General features: G+C 47.1%; 16 protein-coding genes. 11 read left to right on the plus strand and 5 right to left on the minus strand.

All coding sequences use genetic code 11. The features are described from left to right. Nucleotides 1-229: 229 nt before the first annotated feature. Nucleotides 230-1264, plus strand: coding sequence for a LacI family DNA-binding transcriptional regulator (locus tag H583_RS0108690; RefSeq protein ID WP_036708958.1), 1035 nt, complete (start codon nt 230-232; stop codon nt 1262-1264). Nucleotides 1265-1411: 147 nt separating this feature from the next. On the opposite strand, the gene H583_RS35215 is transcribed toward H583_RS0108690, so the two are convergent. Then, nucleotides 1412-1684, minus strand: coding sequence for a barstar family protein (locus H583_RS35215; protein ID WP_051236202.1), 273 nt, complete (start codon nt 1682-1684; stop codon nt 1412-1414). Then, entirely contained in the window at nt 1681-2199 is a 519-nt protein-coding gene (locus H583_RS0108700) for a ribonuclease domain-containing protein (RefSeq protein WP_245585881.1), read from the minus strand. Before H583_RS0108700 ends, H583_RS35215 begins: the two co-directional genes overlap by 4 nt. Nucleotides 2200-2700: 501 nt before the next feature. Between H583_RS0108700 and H583_RS0108705 the strand changes: the two genes are divergently transcribed. The 7 genes from H583_RS0108705 to H583_RS32335 all read left to right on the plus strand — a co-directional run bounded on the left by H583_RS0108705 (nt 2701) and on the right by H583_RS32335 (nt 10666). Continuing rightward, on the plus strand, nt 2701-3627 hold the full coding sequence (locus H583_RS0108705) for a class I SAM-dependent methyltransferase (RefSeq protein WP_028560135.1): 927 nt from the start codon (nt 2701-2703) through the stop codon (nt 3625-3627). Nucleotides 3628-3881: 254 nt separating this feature from the next. Then, nucleotides 3882-4190 (plus strand): hypothetical protein, encoded by a 309-nt coding sequence (locus H583_RS0108710; RefSeq protein WP_028560136.1) that lies wholly within the window; start codon nt 3882-3884, stop codon nt 4188-4190. Nucleotides 4191-4408: 218 nt separating this feature from the next. Then, entirely contained in the window at nt 4409-4816 is a 408-nt protein-coding gene (locus tag H583_RS0108715) for a BlaI/MecI/CopY family transcriptional regulator (RefSeq protein ID WP_028560137.1), read from the plus strand. Further along, nucleotides 4813-7065, plus strand: a complete 2253-nt coding sequence (locus tag H583_RS0108720) for a M56 family metallopeptidase (protein WP_028560138.1) — start codon at nt 4813-4815, stop codon at nt 7063-7065. The genes H583_RS0108715 and H583_RS0108720 overlap by 4 nt, the downstream gene beginning before the upstream one ends. Before the next feature lie 204 nt (nt 7066-7269). Beyond that, the gene (locus H583_RS37530; protein WP_028560139.1) at nt 7270-8505 is read left to right on the plus strand and encodes a hypothetical protein; all 1236 of its coding nucleotides are present in this window, start codon (nt 7270-7272) and stop codon (nt 8503-8505) included. Between the two features lie 207 nt (nt 8506-8712). Then, the gene (locus H583_RS0108730) at nt 8713-9102 is read left to right on the plus strand and encodes a tautomerase family protein (protein ID WP_028560140.1); all 390 of its coding nucleotides are present in this window, start codon (nt 8713-8715) and stop codon (nt 9100-9102) included. A gap of 247 nt (nt 9103-9349) precedes the next feature. After that, nucleotides 9350-10666: a family 43 glycosylhydrolase gene (locus tag H583_RS32335; protein WP_081667057.1), complete on the plus strand. Its 1317-nt coding sequence runs from the start codon at nt 9350-9352 to the stop codon at nt 10664-10666. A gap of 253 nt (nt 10667-10919) precedes the next feature. Here H583_RS32335 and H583_RS0108740 read toward each other — a convergent pair whose 3' ends face one another. Next, the gene (locus tag H583_RS0108740; RefSeq protein WP_051236228.1) at nt 10920-11903 is read right to left on the minus strand and encodes a S8 family peptidase; all 984 of its coding nucleotides are present in this window, start codon (nt 11901-11903) and stop codon (nt 10920-10922) included. Between the two features lie 231 nt (nt 11904-12134). Between H583_RS0108740 and H583_RS32340 the strand changes: the two genes are divergently transcribed. The 3 genes from H583_RS32340 (at nt 12135) to H583_RS35220 (ending at nt 18892) form a co-directional block, all read left to right on the plus strand. Beyond that, the gene (locus tag H583_RS32340; protein WP_425414509.1) at nt 12135-12962 is read left to right on the plus strand and encodes an endonuclease I family protein; all 828 of its coding nucleotides are present in this window, start codon (nt 12135-12137) and stop codon (nt 12960-12962) included. Between the two features lie 51 nt (nt 12963-13013). Beyond that, nucleotides 13014-13739, plus strand: a complete 726-nt coding sequence (locus H583_RS32345; RefSeq protein WP_051236208.1) for a YukJ family protein — start codon at nt 13014-13016, stop codon at nt 13737-13739. Nucleotides 13740-13930: 191 nt separating this feature from the next. Then, on the plus strand, nt 13931-18892 hold the full coding sequence (locus tag H583_RS35220; RefSeq protein WP_051236210.1) for a glycosyl hydrolase family 28-related protein: 4962 nt from the start codon (nt 13931-13933) through the stop codon (nt 18890-18892). A gap of 72 nt (nt 18893-18964) precedes the next feature. On the opposite strand, the gene H583_RS0108760 is transcribed toward H583_RS35220, so the two are convergent. After that, nucleotides 18965-19483, minus strand: a complete 519-nt coding sequence (locus H583_RS0108760; RefSeq protein ID WP_028560142.1) for a P-loop nucleotide/nucleoside kinase family protein — start codon at nt 19481-19483, stop codon at nt 18965-18967. Nucleotides 19484-19556: 73 nt separating this feature from the next. Beyond that, the gene (locus H583_RS0108765) at nt 19557-20300 is read right to left on the minus strand and encodes a bleomycin resistance protein (protein ID WP_051236212.1); all 744 of its coding nucleotides are present in this window, start codon (nt 20298-20300) and stop codon (nt 19557-19559) included. Between the last annotated feature and the right edge of the window lie 55 nt (nt 20301-20355).

Below are 20355 nucleotides of genomic sequence, written 5' to 3' on the forward strand. Positions count from 1 at the left end.
TTCATGCTTAATACTATACAGCAAATTCTGCTTTTTGTTAAAACGTTTGCACAACTTGATTTGGTAAGAAAATGATACATTCCCTTGAAAAATCTTCCGATTTCGCTCATTTTCTAAATATTTCAACATTTGAGTATGCAGTGCAAACGTTATATATTATCATTTAAGCAACAAGTTGCATTAAACATGCATGCATTTAGCTAAGCAGCTGCATAAAGGGGTTATTTCAATGGCAGTCGTAACCATTAAAGATATTGCGAAAGCGGCAGGGGTCTCTCCCTCAACGGTATCCCGGGTGGTATCCAATCATCCGAGAATCAGCAAGGAGACCTCTCAAAAAGTGAAACGAATCATGGAGGAAATGGGGTATCATCCCAACGTAATGGCCAAAAGCCTTGTGTCCAAAACCACACAGACCCTTGCCATTATGCTTCCGCGGCCGGCAGAGGAGCTGTTCAAGGATTTCTTCTTCGGTGAGTTGTTAAGGGGGATATTAGCCCACTCTACACGGGCGGGCTACGATATGATGCTTGCTGCGGCTACTTCGCCACAGGATGAAGACGATACAATATCCCGGCTTGTGTTCGGCCGGCGTGTGGACGGCATTATTCTGCTGTCTTCCCGCGTTAACGACCCTTTAATCGATTTATTGAATAAGCATAAATTCCCTACCGTGCTCATCGGGCGTTCGGAAGGGCAGCCGAATATTTTGTCCGTCGATAATGATAATGTAAAAGCTGCTTATGATGCTACACATCATCTGATTATACAGGGACATGAGAGAATCGGATTCGTCAGCGGACTCCCTAACCTTACGGTGTCGCTGGACAGGATGGAAGGCTATCGCAAAGCCATGAATGAGGCGGGGCTGCCTGTCCGCCCGGAATGGATTGTAGAAGGAGAGTTTCTCCAGCATAGCGGGTACCGGGCGATGTCATTTATGATGAGCCTGCCGGAGAGACCCAGCGGACTTGTGGTCATTGACGATGTGGTCGGCTTTGGCGTTCTGCATGGGCTGACAGAGATCGGCTATACGGTGCCGGAAGATATCAGTCTTGTCAGCTTCAACAATATTGCGCTGTCGGAACTGGCTACACCGCCTATCAGTTCTATAGATATTGGCACTTATCAGCTTGGCTACACCGCATCCCAAATGCTCATACGTTGTATTCAGGAAGAAACGATTCATCAAAATCGGGTGATCATTCCGCACCGCTTAATCGTCCGGGATTCTTCTGTGCATTCCATTTCGAAAAGGAATTAATGCGGAATTTTGGTGGCTCTACACAGAAATCAGTGCTTGACACCAACTTGGGGGAGCGCTGCGAGCAAGTTCCGATCGCTGTTGTCCCCAAATTTCTTGCATAAAAAAATACAACGCCTAAGCCGGTATAGCCCAGGGCGTTGTATCTCATTTTACTCTTCTATACTCGAAGCAGATTTCCTCATATTGATCTGCGGCATCCTCGAAGACCTGTACGATACCGGAGTAGCGCTGTTCATGCTCCGTGTCGGCAACCCAGCTAATCTTCAAGGGCAGGGGCAGATCACCCGTGACACAATCCCATAACGCATCCAGATTGTCACCGTACCACTCCGGCAGGTCCAGCTCCCGTCTCAGCCATTCATGGACGTTCTCATAATGATCCGCATCGGACTGTCTCAATTCCACAACTTTGCTCATTCAGGGACACTGCCTTCCTTTGTAATATCCGTAAATGACTTGTAATGGTCCGTCGTCATGTAGATTAGCCCGTCACTGGAAAAGAGAATCCGGTCTGCGCCGCGCGACCCTTTTTTATAATTGATATCCGCTTCGTACCAGATTCGGTTTTTGGCTTTCGGCAGAAGTCCTTCCCGGTTGCCAAACCGGTCGCCGCCGATGCTTTTTCCGGGTGCTACCTGATTCAGGTTTCCTTTCGAAGGCACCCAGCCAAGCTGTGAAGCTTCTTTTTTCGTCATGTAGTTGGCTGGAAGCTTGCCGTGCTCCCGAATGTAATCTGATACCGCCTGGAAGCTGGTCAGCGGACCCTGGGCATTCTCTTGTCCTTGGGAAGTCCCGGTTGATTGCGGCGGATTGGAGGCTAAATCACTTATAGCTCCGCAGCCCGCCAGGACCATGACCAGCAAGGTGATCATGACGGCCATAGAAGAACGCGTCCAGCGGCCCATCTGTTTCAGTATTGCATTAAACATCATCGTACCTGCCTTTGTTAATCGTAGTTGTTGCCCGGCTCCCATACAGGATGGTGCGGGTATTGGGTTTATGTAACAGTGTACCACAATTCGTTTATCGATAAGAAGCAGAATGGAGCTGTCATTAGAGCAGTGTTTCTTTGGAGAGACTCGTGAATTTATCTAAAAGGATCGAAAGCAATGTCAAAAAAGCCTTAAACTACCATCTGCTTTGAGCAAGTGGTAGTTTAAGAAAGATCATATAGTACAACTGATAGAAGTTGAGACTGGCTGTCCGTACTTTACATCTACCAAAACATTTTCAATTTCCGTGCGGACAGCTATTGTTGACAATTCAATTATATTGTGTAGAATAGGGCTGACTCTAAGTCATGGAGAATTTTGTAATTATTTGGGGAGGAAAACGTATTGAAACCAACTGAGTCGAACGTAACAGCTTTAGGTTCAGCATTTGACCGAACATACAATAGTAAAAGCGACATACCAGAAGAATTAGACGCTTCTGTGGAAACAGATTCAGAACAAGATGGGGCTAGTTTAACTTCCTTAGTATCAGCTTTTGGTAGGGCGTATCATAGTAGGTATGATTCACCGAAAGTGGTAGATGATTTTATTGTAAATAAGTTGATTTCCAAAGAGGAATTTTCAGCTATCAGTAAAAATTTGATTGACGGTATACAATTTTTTAATAAAGATATCGGAGAAAGGTTTAAAGATGAATCAGATAAAATTTTAAAATGGATTACACAAGTTCAGGTATCTTCAATACCTCTAGCACGCTCTGCCTATTGTGAAAAAGTATTACTTAATGAAGTGAAGTCTGGCCTAAAGCAGTATGTCATATTAGGCGCTGGCCTGGATACTTTCGCACTCCGGTTTCCGGAATTACAAAGCAGTTTAAAGATCTTTGAAATTGATCATCCGGATACACAAGTGTTAAAGAAAAAAAAGCTAGCAGCTGCTAAATTCGACATCCCTGATAATCTTTATTTTGTACCAATGGACTTTACTACAGAGTTTTCTCATCAGAGCTTAGTAAAGGAAGGATTTGAAAACGAGAAAACGTTCTTTAGCCTGTTGGGTGTCACATATTATTTATCAAAAGAAGAAAACGCTTCCTTGATGCAACATTTTTTTGCAAATGTCCCATCAGGTAGTTCTATTGTGTTTGATTATGCAACTGAAAAACTTTTTGAAGAAAAAGGAATGTCTAATCGGGTGGAAAACCTGGTGAAGTTTGCTGAAGCAAGCGGGGAACCCATGAAATCAGGATTTACATATGATGAAATTACAAGCATATTGGAAAAGTCAGGATTACAAATTAAAGAGCATCTATCACCTGAAATGATGAACAAACTCCTATTTAAGAATAGGACGGATTATTTGTCTGCATTTGAGACCGTACATTATATTCATGCTGTAAAAAAATAGTTTTCTAAGCCTAAAGCCTATTAAACATTACTTCCAAGCCGCTAGCTAATAAAGTTTTAGAATAATTAAAAAATGAATAAGAAGGGTCTGAAATTATTAAGAAAGTACTTAATATAACTATATTAATTGTCTTAATAACTTTTTCATTAATTTTTTATTATAAACTCCCATATAAAATAGAAAAGAACTACAGTGCCAGCACAATAGATGGAAAAAGTGCAGATATTAGTTTAAGTATTATTGCAAGGCGTAGTTTGTTTAGCCCAACAAGCTTTGTGGGTGAAATCCAAATAAATGAGGAGAGTTATAAAACCTTTGAACCTGTTAGGGATGATGATCTTTTTGAACTCTTTAATAAAAAAATCAGTGGAACTAGACAGTTTCCAATATTTTTAAATAAAAATAAAGAAGTATTAGATATATTTTGGTCTGACGAGAAATTTGATAAATTATATTTTGTTCTTATAGAAAAAAACATAAGATATTTGGCACCAGCGAGTAACTCTATTGAAGCTAAAGAAATATTGAAAGAAATAAATTCAAAAATTTTGAAAGGGAGGTGAATGTTGGGGTTTCAGATTATTTAATTAAACTATTAAAAAGGAAGTGTAAAATTGATGTCGAGAAAAATATTAATCGTCTCTTGGGACTGACCCCATAATGTGAGACAAAATAGCTATTTGGAAAAAACAGGGTTGACATTCTTGATCTACAAATGTAATATTATCTTCGGGTTTAAAATTACAAATGTAGATTTAGTTTGAAAGGAGGAAATAGACCTATGAGCCATGTACCGAGGATATCTGAATCCGAGTGGGAGATTATGAAAATCATCTGGAGCAGCCATCCGATAACGGCTGAGCAGATTGCCGCAAAGCTGCCAAGCGATATTGAGTGGAGCGAACAGACGGTACGCACGTTTATTACAAGACTGCTCAAAAAGAAGGCCATCGGCTTCAACAAGGAAGGCCGGAGCTATCATTATTACCCGCTCGTCTCCGAGAAGGAGTGTGTGCGGGCAGAGAGCCAGTCTTTCCTGCAGCGGGTCTTTGGCGGGGCCACGAATCTGATGATGACGAACTTTCTGGAGGATGCAGCACTGTCAGAGAAAGAGATTGAAGAGCTTCAGCGGATTCTGAAGGAGAAGAAAGGGCACACACAGGATAAGTCATCCGGTGATCAGGGATGAATACCTTCTATGGGGGCTTTGCGGCCCTTCTGGAGTCCACTCTCGCGGCCAGTGTCGTCATTCTTCTTATTCTGGTTATTCAAATGGTTTTTCGCAAGGCAATTAGTGCCCGTATTCGTCATTTGTTATGGGCGCTGGTCATGATTCGCTTGCTGGTGCCCATTTTCCCGGAGAGTACGGTGAGCATTTTTCATGTGCTGGATTACGGACAAACGCTTCAAGAGCAGTTATGGTCTTCAGATGTCCCGGCGAATTCTGATAGGGCAATCTCTAATGCGGCACAGCTCAGCGTATCATTGGCTAATCCGGACAAGATGGAAGATACAGCCCGATTCTCACCGTCATTAGAGCAATTGCACGCGGATTCAAGTGAAAATAGGCGGATGAATTCCCAAGCCTATTCCCTTGTGTTCAAGGTTGCAGCAGTTGTGTGGCTTGGAGGCACAATTGTGCTGATTATGAATCTGCTGATTTTTTTGTGGCGAATGGCCCGCTTGCGCAGGCAGCTCAATCAGGTAACGGAGCCGAGTGTGCTTGCTATTTTGGAAGAGGTACGCGGCAGCTTTAAAATCGCCAGGCCAATCCCGCTTTACACAGGTCCTTCCAATTCCAGCCCCTTTTTGTTCGGGCTGCTGCGCCCATGGATTTTTGTTCCCCAGTCGGCGATCCGGGAGATGGACAGGGCACAGTTGTCTCATATTCTGGCTCATGAGCTGGCGCACTACAAGCGGAAAGATATGCTGTGGAGCTTGCTTGGCAGTCTCGCTGCCGCTGTACATTGGATGAATCCGCTTATCTGGATTAGCATGCGGCGCATGAAAGCAGACAGGGAACTGGCCTGTGATGCTTACGTACTTGAGAAGTCGGGCGAGGAAGAAGCCGTTGCCTACGGGATGACAATGATCAGCTTTCTGCAGCGATATTCTGCCGCAGCAGATCGCCGGGGGCTGCTCTACTTTTACAATGGACGGAAAGAGTTGATAAGGAGGTTTACGATGATCCAATCATTTAAAAAGGGTTCTTATCGTATCTCGGTCATTACTGTGCTATTGATGACAGCGCTTGGCACAGTCACTCTGACCAATGCTTCCGGGAGTACGCCCCCTGAACCGGGCATCAACCAGCCGCTCAAAGCAAATGAGGCCATTTTGCAACCGACAGGCCATAGATTATATAATTCGCTGGACCGGGCAATGCGAAAAGCAGGCTTTGACTTTGAAGCTCCAGTGCTGCCCGCGGGCACTAAGTTCAGAGAGGCAAGTCTGTCCGGGATCGTGCTGGGCAACGGAGCTGAACGCTTTGACAAAGTAATACTTTCCTTTGGGCCTGATGACAATAATCACAATAGCTACGGATTTTTTAGTATAACTGCAAGTAATCTGAAATACACCGAGAGCCACAATAGGCTGATTCAAAACCTGAAACATAATTTGATTAAACCGAATGCCAAGTATAAATCCGCGCTGGAAGAAATCGATCATGTTGTTGCAGAAATGAATGTGCATGAGCTTTATCAAATTATAGATTATGGTACGCATAGTTCTGCGTATTCCTATTTATTCTGGCAGCATGACGGGATTAGTTACAGGCTGGACTTAAATGGGGATTTAACTGCGCAGGAGAAGCAGACAAAGCTTCACTTACTGATTTCTTCCATGAAGCTCCCTGATGAGAACATGAGGAAGACCTATATCGATGAAAATTCCCTGACGGTTGATGTGGTGGACAGTGAGGATTTGCAGGCGGCAGCCGATGCCATGGGCATTGCTCCCAAACTGCCGCTGGAAGCGGCCGGCTTTTCCCTCAAGCATGCATTTGTAACCAGCAAAATTAATTTCAGCTACCCGAGAAATAAGAAGGAAGAAGCGACCAGGGTACTCTACAGTGAGTACGAATCCGCCATTTCCAATGACAAGAAAGATTCTCCACGGGTCGGGTTCTACCAGATGAAGGATGATGGACAATTTGCTTCCTTCAAGGCTAATAAGCAGGCTATGTTTTTCCGGATGGATGGCACTGCGAGCAAGGTTCCGGCAGAGCTGATCACAATTCAAGGCAAAGAGGTGCTGCGGACATCCCCATACAAAACAGACGGCAGTCTGAGTACGTCTCTTGATCCGGTCTGGATTACCTGCTTCTGGGTGGATAAAGGCGTTGTGTACCGGTTGTCGTATAAAGAAAACCAGGTGAAGGACCCTGAGGCGGTGATGGCTGCCCTGATGAAGGCACAGCCTGTAAAGTTTGATTAGCAATTGTATAAAGGTTGCACCGGATAGGCACATCATGATCTGCAACCATATGGAATGGTTTGTGACGCAGTCCAAAACTGGCGAATGGCTTGGGCTGCTTTTATTTAAACTTTAGAATTACAAATGTAGATATAAAGAGAGAAGATGGAAACCTTCTGTCCGTTCAATTCTGTTAGGATGAAGGAGAAATCAAGGAGGATAATCATGGTCAAATTATTTAAAAAGGGTTCATACCGGATTCCGGCCGCTGCTGTGCTGATCACGGCGGTGCTTGCTGCAGGCACACCGGTTAATGCTTTGGGAAGTCCGGTGCTCGCGGCGGGCGTCAATCAGTCTGTTAAAACAAGCGAGAACATTATAAAGCCCAAAGGGCACAGAACCTATCATTCGCTGGACCGGGCAGTAAAGGCAGCGGGATTTCCCTTTGAAGCTCCATCCCTGCTTCCAAAAGGCTATCAGTTGAGCAGTGTCCAATTGTCGGGTGAAATTACGGGCCGCAACTCTGAGCGAATGGACTACGTAACGTTGAGTTTTGAACCGGCTGTTAAAAATCGTACTTACTCCTCATTCGGACTGGAAGCGGCTAATCTGAAGTATAGCAAGAGCAGCAAGGAAATTGTGGAAAGCCTAAAAGCTAGTTTACAGAAGCAAAAGTTCATCATCGAAGAGAAAGAAACAGATGTCGCAGGCAAGGCGGTCCTTCGAATTAACGCAACCCTGGAGGATGATTCAATTAAGATGGCTTTGTCTTATTTTTTCTGGGAGCGCAATGGGATTAGCTACAAATTGGAGTTGCTTAACTCTGATTTCTCTGAACAGGAGATTGAGGTACTGATTTCCTCCATGAAAATTCCTGACGAGAACATGAGGAAAACCTATATCAACAAAGATTCGCTTATGGTAGACGTGGTGGATGGGGAAGATTTACAGCTGGCGGCGAAAGCTATTGGATTCACACCCAAATTTCCGCTCCAGGTATCCGGATTTACGCTGAAAAGCGCATTCGTGACCAGCAAAATCAACTTCAGTTATTCCAGAAATGGAAAAGAGGAATTGACGCGGGTGCTCTACAGTGAATATGAATCCTCCGACTCCCATGATAAGAAAAATCCGCAATGGTTCAAGCTGCTTCAGATGAAGGATGACGGGCAATTCAAGACCTTCAAGGCCAATAAACAGGTGCTGTTCTTCCGCACTGACGGCGGGGCGCGCAAGGTATCCGCCGAGCTCATAAAGATTGGAGGAAAAGAAGTGCTGCGCACATCCCCGTACACATCGGATGGCGGGAAGAGCAGCGCCTATAACCCGGTCTGGATCGGCTACTTCTGGCTGGAACAGGGCGTATGCTATCAGGCTGTATTCAAGAAGGATCAGGTAAAAGACCCGCAAGGAGCAGTTGCCGCTCTGATCAAGACCCGGCCTGTACAGCTTGCGAAGTGATGAATGACGCATCGTTCAGCCAGAAGTTATACAGTAAATTTGTTAGGTTAAAATTAGAGAAGCCTTGCTCCGGGCTTCTCTTTTTCTTATAGCGCAGATCCTCTTTTTGTGAGAAAATAGGTAATTAATTACAAACAAATTGCAAAGTGATGAGTCAAAAATTTCATAGTCAAATCTAATTTCCGGATAGAGAGGGGAGCCTCATAAGTGGCGCAAATTAAAATCTATGGAATCAGGGAAAAGCTGAATCCGATCAAGGCTCAAATGTCCGATGTGATTCATTCTGCTGTGGTGGAAGTTTTTCAATTCCCCCCGGACAAGAGGTTCCATCGTTTTTTTTCGATGGACAAGGAAGACTTTATTTATGCCAATGGCCGTTCGGACGCCTATACTATTATTGAGATTAGCATGTTTGAAGGCAGGACGGCAGATACGAAGAAGCAGCTTATCAGACTGTTATTCCGAACATTCAAGGAGCAGCTTGGCATTTCTCCCGAAGATCTGGAGATCACGATATTTGAAACTCCCAAGCATAACTGGGGCATTCGGGGTGTCCCTGGTGACGAACTGGCACTTAACTATAAAGTGAATGTATAACTGTAGTGTCCAAGCAGCCTGAGAGGGCTGTTTTTTTGTTGTGCGGTGAACGGCTTGAGCCATTTTCATATGAAAGCTGAATACAATGAACAGTCCTCTTTTATGGCCAGAGCAAATAATGACAGAATCATGCTAATGGATGACAAGTGCATTGGCCCGGGTGCCTTTAAACTATAGCTAAGGTAATGCCATAAGAAATTGAGCTGCTGCAAGCAGTTCAATTCATAACTTGGGGAGGCTATCGACTATGGGCAACAACTTTAAGATTCCCGCACAAGCCGTTAAACCGGTCGGTACAAATCCGGTTGTGACCGCTATATTTACTGCCGATCCTTCGGCTCATGTGTGGGAGGACGGCAGGATATATATTTATGCCTCGCACGATATGGACCCGGCCCGCGGCTGTGATTTAATGGACAGGTACCATGTCTATTCATCTGACGACATGGTCAATTGGCTGGATGAGGGCGAAATACTGCGCTCCGAAGACGTTTCATGGGGAAGGCCGGAAGGCGGCTTCATGTGGGCGCCGGATTGTGCTTACAAGAATGGCACGTACTATTTTTACTACCCGCACCCGAGTGAATCCGACTGGAACAACTCCTGGAAGATTGGGGTCGCAACCAGCAAGCAGCCCGGCACAGGGTTTGTCGATCAGGGATATATCCCGGGTCTTGGCGCATTTGCCATGATCGACCCTTGTGTATTTGTAGATGATGATAACCGGGCCTACATGTACTATGGCGGCGGCGGACGATGCGCAGGCGGAGAGTTGAATGAGGATATGATGTCCATCAAGGGCGACATGCACGACATGAACACGCTGGAGGATTTTCATGAGGCGACGTGGGTGTTCAAGAGAAACGGGGTCTACTACCTGACCTACTCGGACAATGTGCATGACAACAACCAGATGCGGTATGCCACAAGTGACAACCCGCTCGGTCCATGGACGTACCGGGGAGTCTTCCTGGAAACGACGGGCTGCTCTACCAGCCATGGTTCGGTAGCGGAGTTCAAAGGCAAGTGGTACTTGTTCTACCACAACCAGGCGATTTCGGATCAAGGCAATTTGCGGAGCATGTGCATTGATGAGCTGCATTTCAATGAGGACGGCAGCATTTGCACTGTAACGCAGACTGTGCAAGGGTTGTCTCCTGCAGGTGCTATTACGGAATCGGCTGAATATCCGCTCTATCAGGTAAGTGAGGTGGGAGCCGGTGGAACAATTTCGGTTGATGATGCCGGGAACAAAGCAGCTACGAATCTGGCGCAGCCTGGAGCATATTGCAGCTTCCCCGGGATCGACGGTGCGGGAGGAGGCAGAACCGCTCTCTACATTTATTATGAGACAAGAGAGACTCTCGCCAAGCTGCGCCTGTTCGTCAACGGTGACGATTTATCCCTGATTAATCTGACCGGAACAAAAGACGGTTCTGAATACTGGGGCTGTGCCCATATTACGGTCCGTTTGAATCCCGGGAGCGACAATACAATTAAGCTGACCGGAGGACAGGGTGAGGTTCGTGTAAGCGGTATTACAGCTGTCCCGTTCAATGACTAATACAGTAGTAATAAAAAATTAAGAGATTGCGAATAAGTGCGAATCAGGGTTGCACATGCTGCCAATAGGCAGGCTGCTGCAGCCCTTTTTGGGTTGGAGACATGACCCAAATCAGTTGTAGCGTTTTAATAGAAAGAGAAACAGCCTAAGGACAAGAAAATAGGGAAGCGTGTCTCGGCTTCCCCATTGTCAAATATAATAAATTTGAAGTAACGTTAAAATTTAATAGCTTATTAATATTTGGATATCCCAATCAATGAGCAGTTACCAGCTCTCTCTGTTTCAATTCGTTGGACATCGTGTTTGTAGAACAAGAATTATTCAGGTTTAACAATCCGTTTCCTACAAGCTTTGGATCTTCGTCCCTGAAGTCAGTTCTCTTGATAAGCTGCGCATATATTTCAGGCTCTGTAAATGTTCGGTCAAATTTGTCCTCACAAAGATTAATGATAAGTGCGGCAGCACCCGCAACATGAGGACTAGCCATAGACGTTCCCGAAATCGCCATATAATTTCCCCCTGGCCATGTGGACTGAATATTAACTCCAGGTGCAACCAAGTCGAGCTCGAGGTTAGTATTCGTGAAGCATGGGAACCTGCCGTCCAAACCAACCGCCCCAACTTCCAAAACCTCCGGGTAAGCTCCTGGATAGCTTAATTCGTCATTTTTCACACCACAGTCCCCACCGTCCCGAAGTTCTCCTTCATTGCCAGCCGCGCAAACTACAAGGATATCATGGTTGACAGCATCTTGTATTGCTTTATGCAGTTCCGGATCGTTATCTTTTCCCCCGAGCGACATATTAATGACTCTGATACGTTTCCCATTTTTATTCCAGTTAATGCACAGACGAATCGCATTAATGATGGACTGATTAGAAGCTCCAAATTCTTCTTGGCCCTGTTCGATAATCCGCTGCATTACTTTTAATATAACTAGCTCTGCTTTGGGAGCAACTCCTATAACGCCTGCCCCATTTTCTGCCGCCGCAATTGTTCCTGCGACATGAGTGCCGTGCCCGCTGTGATCTGTGACATCATCCGCCTTACCTTCTGATGGTACGAAATTATGCTTATCAATTACCCGATCCTTCAAGTCCGGGTGATTTACATCGCAGCCGCTGTCGATAACAGCAATAACGACTCCCTCCCCTTTATGGCCCTGATTCCATAATTCAGGAGCTTGAATCATTTTAATTCCTTGGGGTATTTCGGCCCTGCCAGCGGCAGGCTCCATAGTAAAAGGTATTAGTCGATAATTTGGCACAATATTCTCTCCTTTAACATCTTTTTTAAACCAGAAGTATAGTGCCCGGCTGTTCCGTTTTTATTTCCCTCCTTTTACTGGTATGAAATAACCCGGATTAATTTTTGGTGGGGTGGGTAGGTTAACCGGGGTCATAAACAACATGAAGGGAGTTCATCGCAAGTGAAAAAATTGATAAAAGTAATATGCGTGGTGTCCGTAATTGCGCTTTCGGGCTGCGGAACAAATCAGCCTGCTCCAAATCCGGGCACGCAAGGACAAAAGAATTCGTCAAAGCAGAACATCGTCCAGCAGCAAACAAGGAACGCTGAGCGTATTTCACTTGCTGAGAACGATTTGGATCACACCTATTACAAAACGGCTATTGGGAAATCAGGAGCTGAATTAAAACAAGCTCTCAACGACATTATTAGCAAACAGGAAGTAATCAGTTACAGGGACGCGACTGAGGCTCTCCGCGATACAGACGAGGATCCGAACAACAAGGATAATGTCTTATTGCTCTATGCTGGGCGGTCTGTTAAAAAAGCAAATTATGATAGCCAATGGAATAAAGAACATGTATGGGCCAAATCCCATGGGGACTTCGGCACAGGACATGGAATGGGTTCGGATTTGCATAATCTAAGAGCCGAGGACCCAGGTGTTAATAGTGACAGGGGGCGGCTGGATTTTGATAAATCGGATGATGAATATCCAAAGGAAGAAGCTCCTGATACTCACTGGGATCAGGATTCCTGGGAACCAAGAGATGAGGTAAAGGGGGATGTTGCCCGAATCATACTCTATATGGATACAAGATATGATGAGGATGATTGGAAGGATTTGAAGGTGGTTGATCGGACAGTTCGTGATAAATCCCCATTGCATGGGAAGCTCTCAGCCTTATTAAAATGGCATAATGAAGATGCCGTCGATGACTTTGAGAGACGTAGAAATAATGTCATTTACGAAAAATACCAGCACAATCGCAACCCGTTTATTGACCATCCGGAGTGGGTGAACCAGATATGGGGCGGTCAACAATAACTCCCTGATGATTTGTAAAAGTACTTCATATAAAATAAGGAGGCCATAAATATGGAACAGTATGGTGTATTAATTGGGAAGGTTGTTAACATTGACAAAGATAATGTAAATAACGATGAAAAACCCCATTATAATTTAACGATTGAGGGCGAGAATCGCAAAAAATACAAACTTCCGATTAACGTTCAATCAAAAGACAAGCATATGTCGAAGGTCTTGTATTACTCCGATGCCAATTATCAGGCTCATGCCATTACCATACTTCCAACGATGTCATCCGGGTTCCATAAAATTAACCATCAGCAGAATGTAAATGCTGATATTGCGGTTGATTACATTCGCAGCGGGTTATTTAATCCAAATGAAATGGTACCCCTGCCTCCCAATGCTCCGGGTGACAAAAACGATTTATATGAGTTTATCGATGAACATATGCACAATGCATTGAATAATGATGATGCAGTCATTTATGCATATGGTACATTTTTTCCAAATGGCGGAAATGGCGTTCATAATGTGCATATGAATCAAGGCAATTTCCTGTTTGCTCGCGATGAAAATGGTGCTTACCATGATGGCTGTTTTCTGTTGCATTTTAAAAATGAAAACAAATGGATTGCTTACTTTCTGGCCTTCCAAAGTCAATCCTGGTGCACAGATGAAAATGGAGAACCGACAGAAGGAAGCCTTGACAAGGACGGGTACCCAGCAGGAGCATGCAAGTTCAATCAGGTGAAAGTCAAATTGCAAAATGGGGAACCAACTCCGGTCAGCTAAGAAAAAATACAACAATGAGGTAAGACCATCCGGTTTAAGGAGTCTTGCCTCATTGCTGTTTTGAAACTGTACAAAATCCTGTAACCAAGCCAAGATTGCATCGGATAGTTTACGAATGACCCATGGAAATGATCTCCTTTCTCTTTATATAATGAAAGCGGTTCCAAAATATAAAGAGGAGGTAATCATGTATGTCACGCAAATTTCTCGCAATACTGTTAACCATTTTGCTGACCGTCACTTTAGCCCCTATTCCCGACAAGACTGCTGAGGCCGCTGTGCTGACCCCGGATTGGCAGCTGGTTGAGTCTTCGTATGACACAGTGGATACGTTCGTCGCCGCATATTCCGTTCAGGATCACGGGGCAACCGGAGACGGGACGACGGATGTTACGGGCACGTTCCAAACCTTGCTCGACTCTCTGGGCCAGCTTGGCGGGGGCACACTGTTTGTGCCTGAAGGAAAGTATGTGATCCGCGGCAACCTGGTTATTCCGAAGGGTGTAACGCTGCGGGGCGAATGGAGCAAACCAGCCCGCGGAGAGCCTGTCCAAGGCACCGTCCTTATGGCGTATGCCGGCCGCGGCGATGAGAACGGCACCCCCTTTATTACCCAAGAACCTTCCTCAGCTGTTCGTGATCTGGTGATCTGGTATCCCGAACAACATCCCGACAACATTACACCTTACCCTCCTGCCATTATGTTCGGCAAGCCTTACTATTTCGGCAATGACTTCTGTAATGCTAAAAATATTACGCTCGTTAACGCTTATAACGGTATCATTTTCTCCAGACAAAACGGTGGTTCAAGTCCGGTTATTAACGGCATCTACGGCACGCCGCTGTCCCGGGGTATTGAAATTGACAATATCGCCGATGTAGGGCGGATCGAGTGGGTGGATTTCTCCCCTGACTATTGGGCAGGTTCAGGCCTTCCAGGATCACCTGCTCCGGGTTCAGCCTACAAGGAGTGGATCTATGAGCATGGTACGGGTATTGTCATGCGCCGCAATGACTGGACCTACTCGGGTTATATTGCGGTAGACGGATACAATCGCGGCTTCCTTGTTGCCCCGTCTATTGCCAGCCCTGGTTCCATTCCCAACGGACATAACAATGACCTGAATTTCACAAATAACCAGACAGCCATATATTTTGAAACCGTCAGCAGTGACGGCATCATGTTCACCAATGTTCATATTTCCGATAGCGAGAACGGAATTGTGGTTGGAGAAGGGACCTCCGGTGTTCTTCAGCTCAATAAGATCAATATTGAGGCGACTGAACATGCAATTGCAGTAGATACGGCCTCAACGACCAAGCTCCAGCTGCAAGAAAGTGTGATCGCTGCGGGAGAGGTGAGCATAAAGGGTGGAACCTTCATGCCTTCGAACTCAGATTTCAACAATGCCGCGCCACAAATCCGCATTACGGATAACGGGCGGGGAATTGTGACGGGCAACCGGTTCGGGCAACCTGTGGATATCGAATATACGTCTGAATACTACTCCAGAATTGATCATACCCCTGTAGACATGAAGCCGCTGCCGGATTTCCCGGAGATCAAGCCGCTTACGCATAAGCCTTCGCGTATGGAGTTGTATGTGGTGACTGATCCGCAGTTCGGCGCTGTACATGATGGTGTCACCGATAATACGGCGGCGCTTCAGGCAGCACTGGATCAGGCAGCAACCGATGGCGGCGGGGTCGTCTTCCTTCCTCCGGGCAAGTATCGGGTGAATGGCAACTTGACGGTTCCGACAGGTGTGGAACTGAAAGGCGCGTCAGACAATAGCAGTGTGCCAATGGGCCCCGGCAGCATTATTGAAGTGTATGCGGGACGCAATGATCCGGATGGAGAGCCGTTCCTGAAGCTGGCCAAGGAAAGCGGCCTGCGCGGGATTACCTTCAACTACCCGGAACAGGATTCATCCCATCTGCCGAATATGGCAGCCTATCCATATCTAATTCAAGTGACAGGCGAGGATGTGTATGTGGTCAATGTAGGAATGCGGGCTACTTACAGCGGTATTGACCTGTTCACATACCGTACGGACCGGCATGATATTGAATCCGTAATGGGTCATGTCTTTAAGACTGGAGTCAAGGCTGGCGGTGGTGCCCAGGATGGAAGAATTACGAATCTTCATTTCAATTTGATCGTGTATGCCGCAGGTACCGAGTCTAAATTTGGTTCGTGGCCAAATTCCCCGGATATGCCCAATAACCAGCCAGTGTATGAATATGGCTTTGACAATCTGGATTTTCTGATTTTGGGTGATGTACAGGACGAAATTTTGTATAACAACTTCCACTACGGTTCGCATCGCGGCATGGTGCTTGAAAGCGAGAACGGAAAGGGGCCGACAGGCATCAGTATGGGGCTTGGAGTCGACGGCGCCCGCAAGGGAATTGTGCTGGATGGTGTAGGCGATAGCGGCTTCGACTTTATTAACTCCCAGATCGTCGCCATTGGAGGCGGGGATACCCAGTACATTCTGACAGGTTCTGGACTGGACGGCGAGGTTCGCCTGCATAGCTCCGACTACTGGGGCTCCCCTGGCGATGGTGTCTGGATAGATAGCGGTTCGGTCTATATGCAGCTGGCGAATTTCCACAATCCGGGGCAAAACAGCTTCGCCAAGCTCAGCGGCACGGGAACGCTGAAGCTGAACAACTCGGTCGTCTGGCCGGTCAATAAGCTGCTCGATGCAGGGACAGAACCGAAGCTATTCGTGCAATCCTCGGTCATTGACCCGGGTACATCAGTAGTTGCTTCAATGGGACAGTGGAAAAATAATCTGGGCAACCAGCCCGTCGTTGGTTCTATTGCGCCATTCTCGGCTGTGGTAGAGCGCGCGGCCTTCGACTGGTCACACCCGGAGAATACCGGCACGAAGCTGGTCATCAAAAATACCGAAGGGGCCGCACCAATTAGCGGAAGTGTTCAGCTTATTCTGCCGGCAGCCTATGAGAGCAAGCTTAATAAACCAATCCGATTCAGTAGCATTGCGCAAGGCGAAAGCCTGGAGATCGGCCTGCCCTATCTGGCAGCCGATCTGGTCAAATTCAAGGTGACATTGAATGACGGCAGTTCTTATACTGTAACCTCCAGAGTCGGAGCTTCCTATGCAGCCAAGAAGGGGAAAGCATCCGGTCAGCCGCAGCTTGTGCTGGGCAAGGAGCACTATCAGAGTGTTGGCGGGTCATGGAAGGGAGCGGAGGACTTAAGCGCCACTGCCAGCTTGCAGTGGGATGACGAGCAGCTCTACATCGAGGTGCTGGTGAAGGATGATTCGCATGAGCAAACCTGGCAGGGTGCGGACATTTGGCAGGGGGACAGCTTGCAGGTCGGACTCGATCTGGGGCGCACCCAGGGTGCTGCCAGTACGGATGTCAATGAGCTTGGCTTCGCATTAGGCCATGATGGAAGCATCCAAAAGCATAGATGGCGGGCGCCGCAAGGGGCATCATCACAAATTCCCCAGACACAGGCTGTAATCACCCGGGATGAGGAAAAGAAGACGACCTCGTATTCGATTACGATTCCGTTTGCCGAAATGCTCGGAGCCGGGAAAACGTTCGATCCGAAAGCACCAATCGGGGTTGCGCTGTTAATTAACGAAAACGATGGCAAAGGGCGTTCAGGGTTTATTGAATATCATCAAGGCGTCGGAACGAGCAAGGATCAGACGACATTTGGCGAGTTGATTTTGCTGGACGATACCTATGCAGAACTGTTGACGAAGGCGGCCAAGGATGCTGTCAGCCGTGCGGAGTCGGTCAAATCCGAATTGGCCATTGATACGGCTGGCTGGCATGTTGCGCTGCTGCCTGAGGGCAGCGAGCGGACCGGGCTGCAGGCCAGACTGGCGGCACTGACCAAGGGATCGCCACCCGTCTATTATCCGGGACCTTCTTCATCACCATCGAAGGAGCCGGTCATTGAGCAGGGAGAGAACAAGCAGACCACACTGCGGGTAAAAGCCGACTATATCCCGGCTGATCATCGGGTTCAGGCCAAGTTATCGGCGTCTGTGCTGGAAGATGCCTTCGCAAAGGCGGGTGCATCGCAGGCTTCCGGGAGCCGGACGGTCATCGTCCCATTGGATGAAGTGAAGGATGCACGGGGCTATGCGCTTGAAATTCCGGCGGCTTATTTTAACAGCACACAGGCTCAACGTACATTAATACTGAATACGGTTATCGGAGAAGCAGCGGTTCCGAACAGCCTGTTTACCGAAGAACAGCTGAAGCAGGCGGGCGATAAAGTCGTGATTTTGCTTGAAAAAGCGGACTCGGCACATGCATCATCCGGGGAGAGCAAGACTTCAGGAAGTACATCCCGCAGTTATCCGGCAGTAAAGCTGACCATACAAGGCAATAACGGTACACTGGCATGGGCATCCGCACAATCTATACAACTGGCGATCCCCTATCAGCCGGCTGAAACAGAAAAGGCAGCGAGCGCATTGCTTGTAATCGGCAGGGAATCAGAAGGGAAATACATCCCCGTCGTGAGCAGCAGATACAACACGGATCAACAAGCAGTAAGTGGCCGTATTCATCAAGAAGGCATATTTAGCGTGAGGTTTACGGACAATGATCTATCCGGTCCGGAGTGGGGGATATCTGCATTCAAGGCGTTGTCGGCAAGAGGAATCATAGAAGCTGGCAGCGTGAAGCAAGAGCAACTTGCCCGTCCAATAACCCGTGCGGAGTTCATCTCACAGCTGGTACGGACGCTGGAACTGAAGACGGCATCTCAAGACAACTTCCGGGATGTGGCTGCGGGAGCAGCTTATGCGCAGGAAGTGGGTATCGCAAGGCAATTAGGCATTGTAGAGGGAACAGGGGATGACCTTTTTAACCCCGACGCCTCGATTAGCCGTCAGGATGCAGCGGTCATGATCATACGTGCTGTTGAACACCAGCCTACACTCAAGTTGGCCGTGAAAAGCGGGGATGTCATCCGTACTTTCACAGATGCAGCACAAATAGCTTCGTATGCAAAGGAGCATCTGACAAAGCTTGTTCAGGCAGGCATTATGCAGGGAAGCGGCAACCGTCTGCTGCCACAAGGGCAATTGACCCGTCTGGAAGCAGCGGCATTGCTTTACCGAATTTATGGGCAGTATCAGGGATCGATTTAATCGGCACCGTTTTAAAACGGGATGGAAGACTCCGCAGCAGAACCGACTAGACTGCCGGGGTCTTCCATCCCGTTATTTTTGTACATAATCGATAATACTTTCCACCGTCTGGTCCGGGGTTAGATGAGATGTATCCAGCCATAGGCCGATCCGCGGCGTGGTCTCCATGAACATTGAATGCAGTTCTTCAACGGTAAAGCCGATATAGCCGGTTTTGTTTCGCTCTTGCTCGCGCTTTTTTACTGCCTCCACATCCGGGCACAGAACAACGACGGATACCGGATAGGACTCCAGCATGTTCAGGAATTCAGGCAGTTTTTCCCCCAGGTAGTTGTCCTGTACGATAACAGTAAATCCGGCGTCATAGTAGCCTTTGGCAGCTTGTGCGGTCAGATGGTATCGCAGATCAAGCTGGTGAAGCGCAGCTTCATCCGGCTGGCTGCTCATTTCCACCCGGCCGCTTATGATCATTTTGCGAAAGGCATCTCCCCGCAGATGAACCCCTTGTGTGAACCGTGCTGCCAGCAGTTCCGCGACGGTTGATTTCCCGGCAGCCATAATGCCGGTTATGACGATGATTTGCGGCTTCATTCTTTGCCATGCCTCCTTCATTCATTTTCTGTTCCCTTTTAAATATACCCGCTCTAACTCAGCCCTTCCACAGCTAATCTGCAAGATAGCCACGCTCCAATATCATTTTAAGCTCAAGCAATCGATAGGCTGCCTCCGATACATCTTCCTGGCCGGGATCATTTTGCGGTAGTGATTCCGCCTTTTGAACAAAGGTCACAGCCAGCTCCCAATCATTCATGGAGACAGCTATGTCTGCCCGAAGAACACAGGCTTGGAAACAAAGTGCGGATGATTCCTCTCCTGCCTTGGCAAATCCCAAATCCAATACGCGGGCAGCTTCTGCCGGCTCATCCTTGGCATAGGCCAGCTTGTATGCTATATCATATGCATGTCGGAATCGTGTAACCGTCTCATGGAGATCAATAGAAATGAGTTTGGGCCGGTCATGCTTTTGGCCGATTAATAACCGGTTGCCAGCCGGATCAACCAAGTTAAATCTCCGGTCTTCGGCAAGATCATTCACTCTGGTTATCTTCGGGAATCCTTTGGAGGGAATTTTCCCGTACGTTTTCTTCAATTGATTACAAAATTCACGATAAACAGCATCCACATCCGGTACATGCACATAGCACATGCTGTAGGAATTCGCGGGTTCCAAAGCTTTCAACACAAAAAAGTGCAGTTCGATGATGGGGTGGCGGACGCATGCATACAAATTGGGCTTGGCCTGCCTGTATGTCAGCTCAAACCCCAATGCTTGATAGAAATCTAACTGCTCGTCTATGGATTTGCATGGAAATATGGGGATAATGGAGCAGGTTTGGTTTGTGTTCACGTACAGGATCTCCCTCCGCAGAACATTTTCTCAAGCTTCAACCCTATCGTACAAC

Source organism: Paenibacillus pinihumi DSM 23905 = JCM 16419 (assembly GCF_000422505.1).
GTDB classification, from domain to species: domain Bacteria; phylum Bacillota; class Bacilli; order Paenibacillales; family Paenibacillaceae; genus Paenibacillus_D; species Paenibacillus_D pinihumi.

Bases quoted from the DNA above. Each gene is read 5' to 3' on its own strand.
- H583_RS0108690 (WP_036708958.1), top strand. From the start codon at position 230: ATGGCAGTCGTAACCATTAAAGATATTGCGAAAGCGGCAGGGGTCTCT.
- H583_RS35215 (WP_051236202.1), bottom strand. From the start codon at position 1,684: ATGAGCAAAGTTGTGGAATTGAGACAGTCCGATGCGGATCATTATGAG.
- H583_RS0108700 (WP_245585881.1), bottom strand. From the start codon at position 2,199: ATGATGTTTAATGCAATACTGAAACAGATGGGCCGCTGGACGCGTTCT.
- H583_RS0108715 (WP_028560137.1), top strand. From the start codon at position 4,409: ATGAGCCATGTACCGAGGATATCTGAATCCGAGTGGGAGATTATGAAA.
- H583_RS0108720 (WP_028560138.1), top strand. From the start codon at position 4,813: ATGAATACCTTCTATGGGGGCTTTGCGGCCCTTCTGGAGTCCACTCTC.
- H583_RS37530 (WP_028560139.1), top strand. From the start codon at position 7,270: ATGGTCAAATTATTTAAAAAGGGTTCATACCGGATTCCGGCCGCTGCT.
- H583_RS32335 (WP_081667057.1), top strand. From the start codon at position 9,350: ATGGGCAACAACTTTAAGATTCCCGCACAAGCCGTTAAACCGGTCGGT.
- H583_RS0108740 (WP_051236228.1), bottom strand. From the start codon at position 11,903: ATGGAGCCTGCCGCTGGCAGGGCCGAAATACCCCAAGGAATTAAAATG.
- H583_RS32345 (WP_051236208.1), top strand. From the start codon at position 13,014: ATGGAACAGTATGGTGTATTAATTGGGAAGGTTGTTAACATTGACAAA.
- H583_RS35220 (WP_051236210.1), top strand. From the start codon at position 13,931: ATGTCACGCAAATTTCTCGCAATACTGTTAACCATTTTGCTGACCGTC.
- H583_RS0108760 (WP_028560142.1), bottom strand. From the start codon at position 19,483: ATGAAGCCGCAAATCATCGTCATAACCGGCATTATGGCTGCCGGGAAA.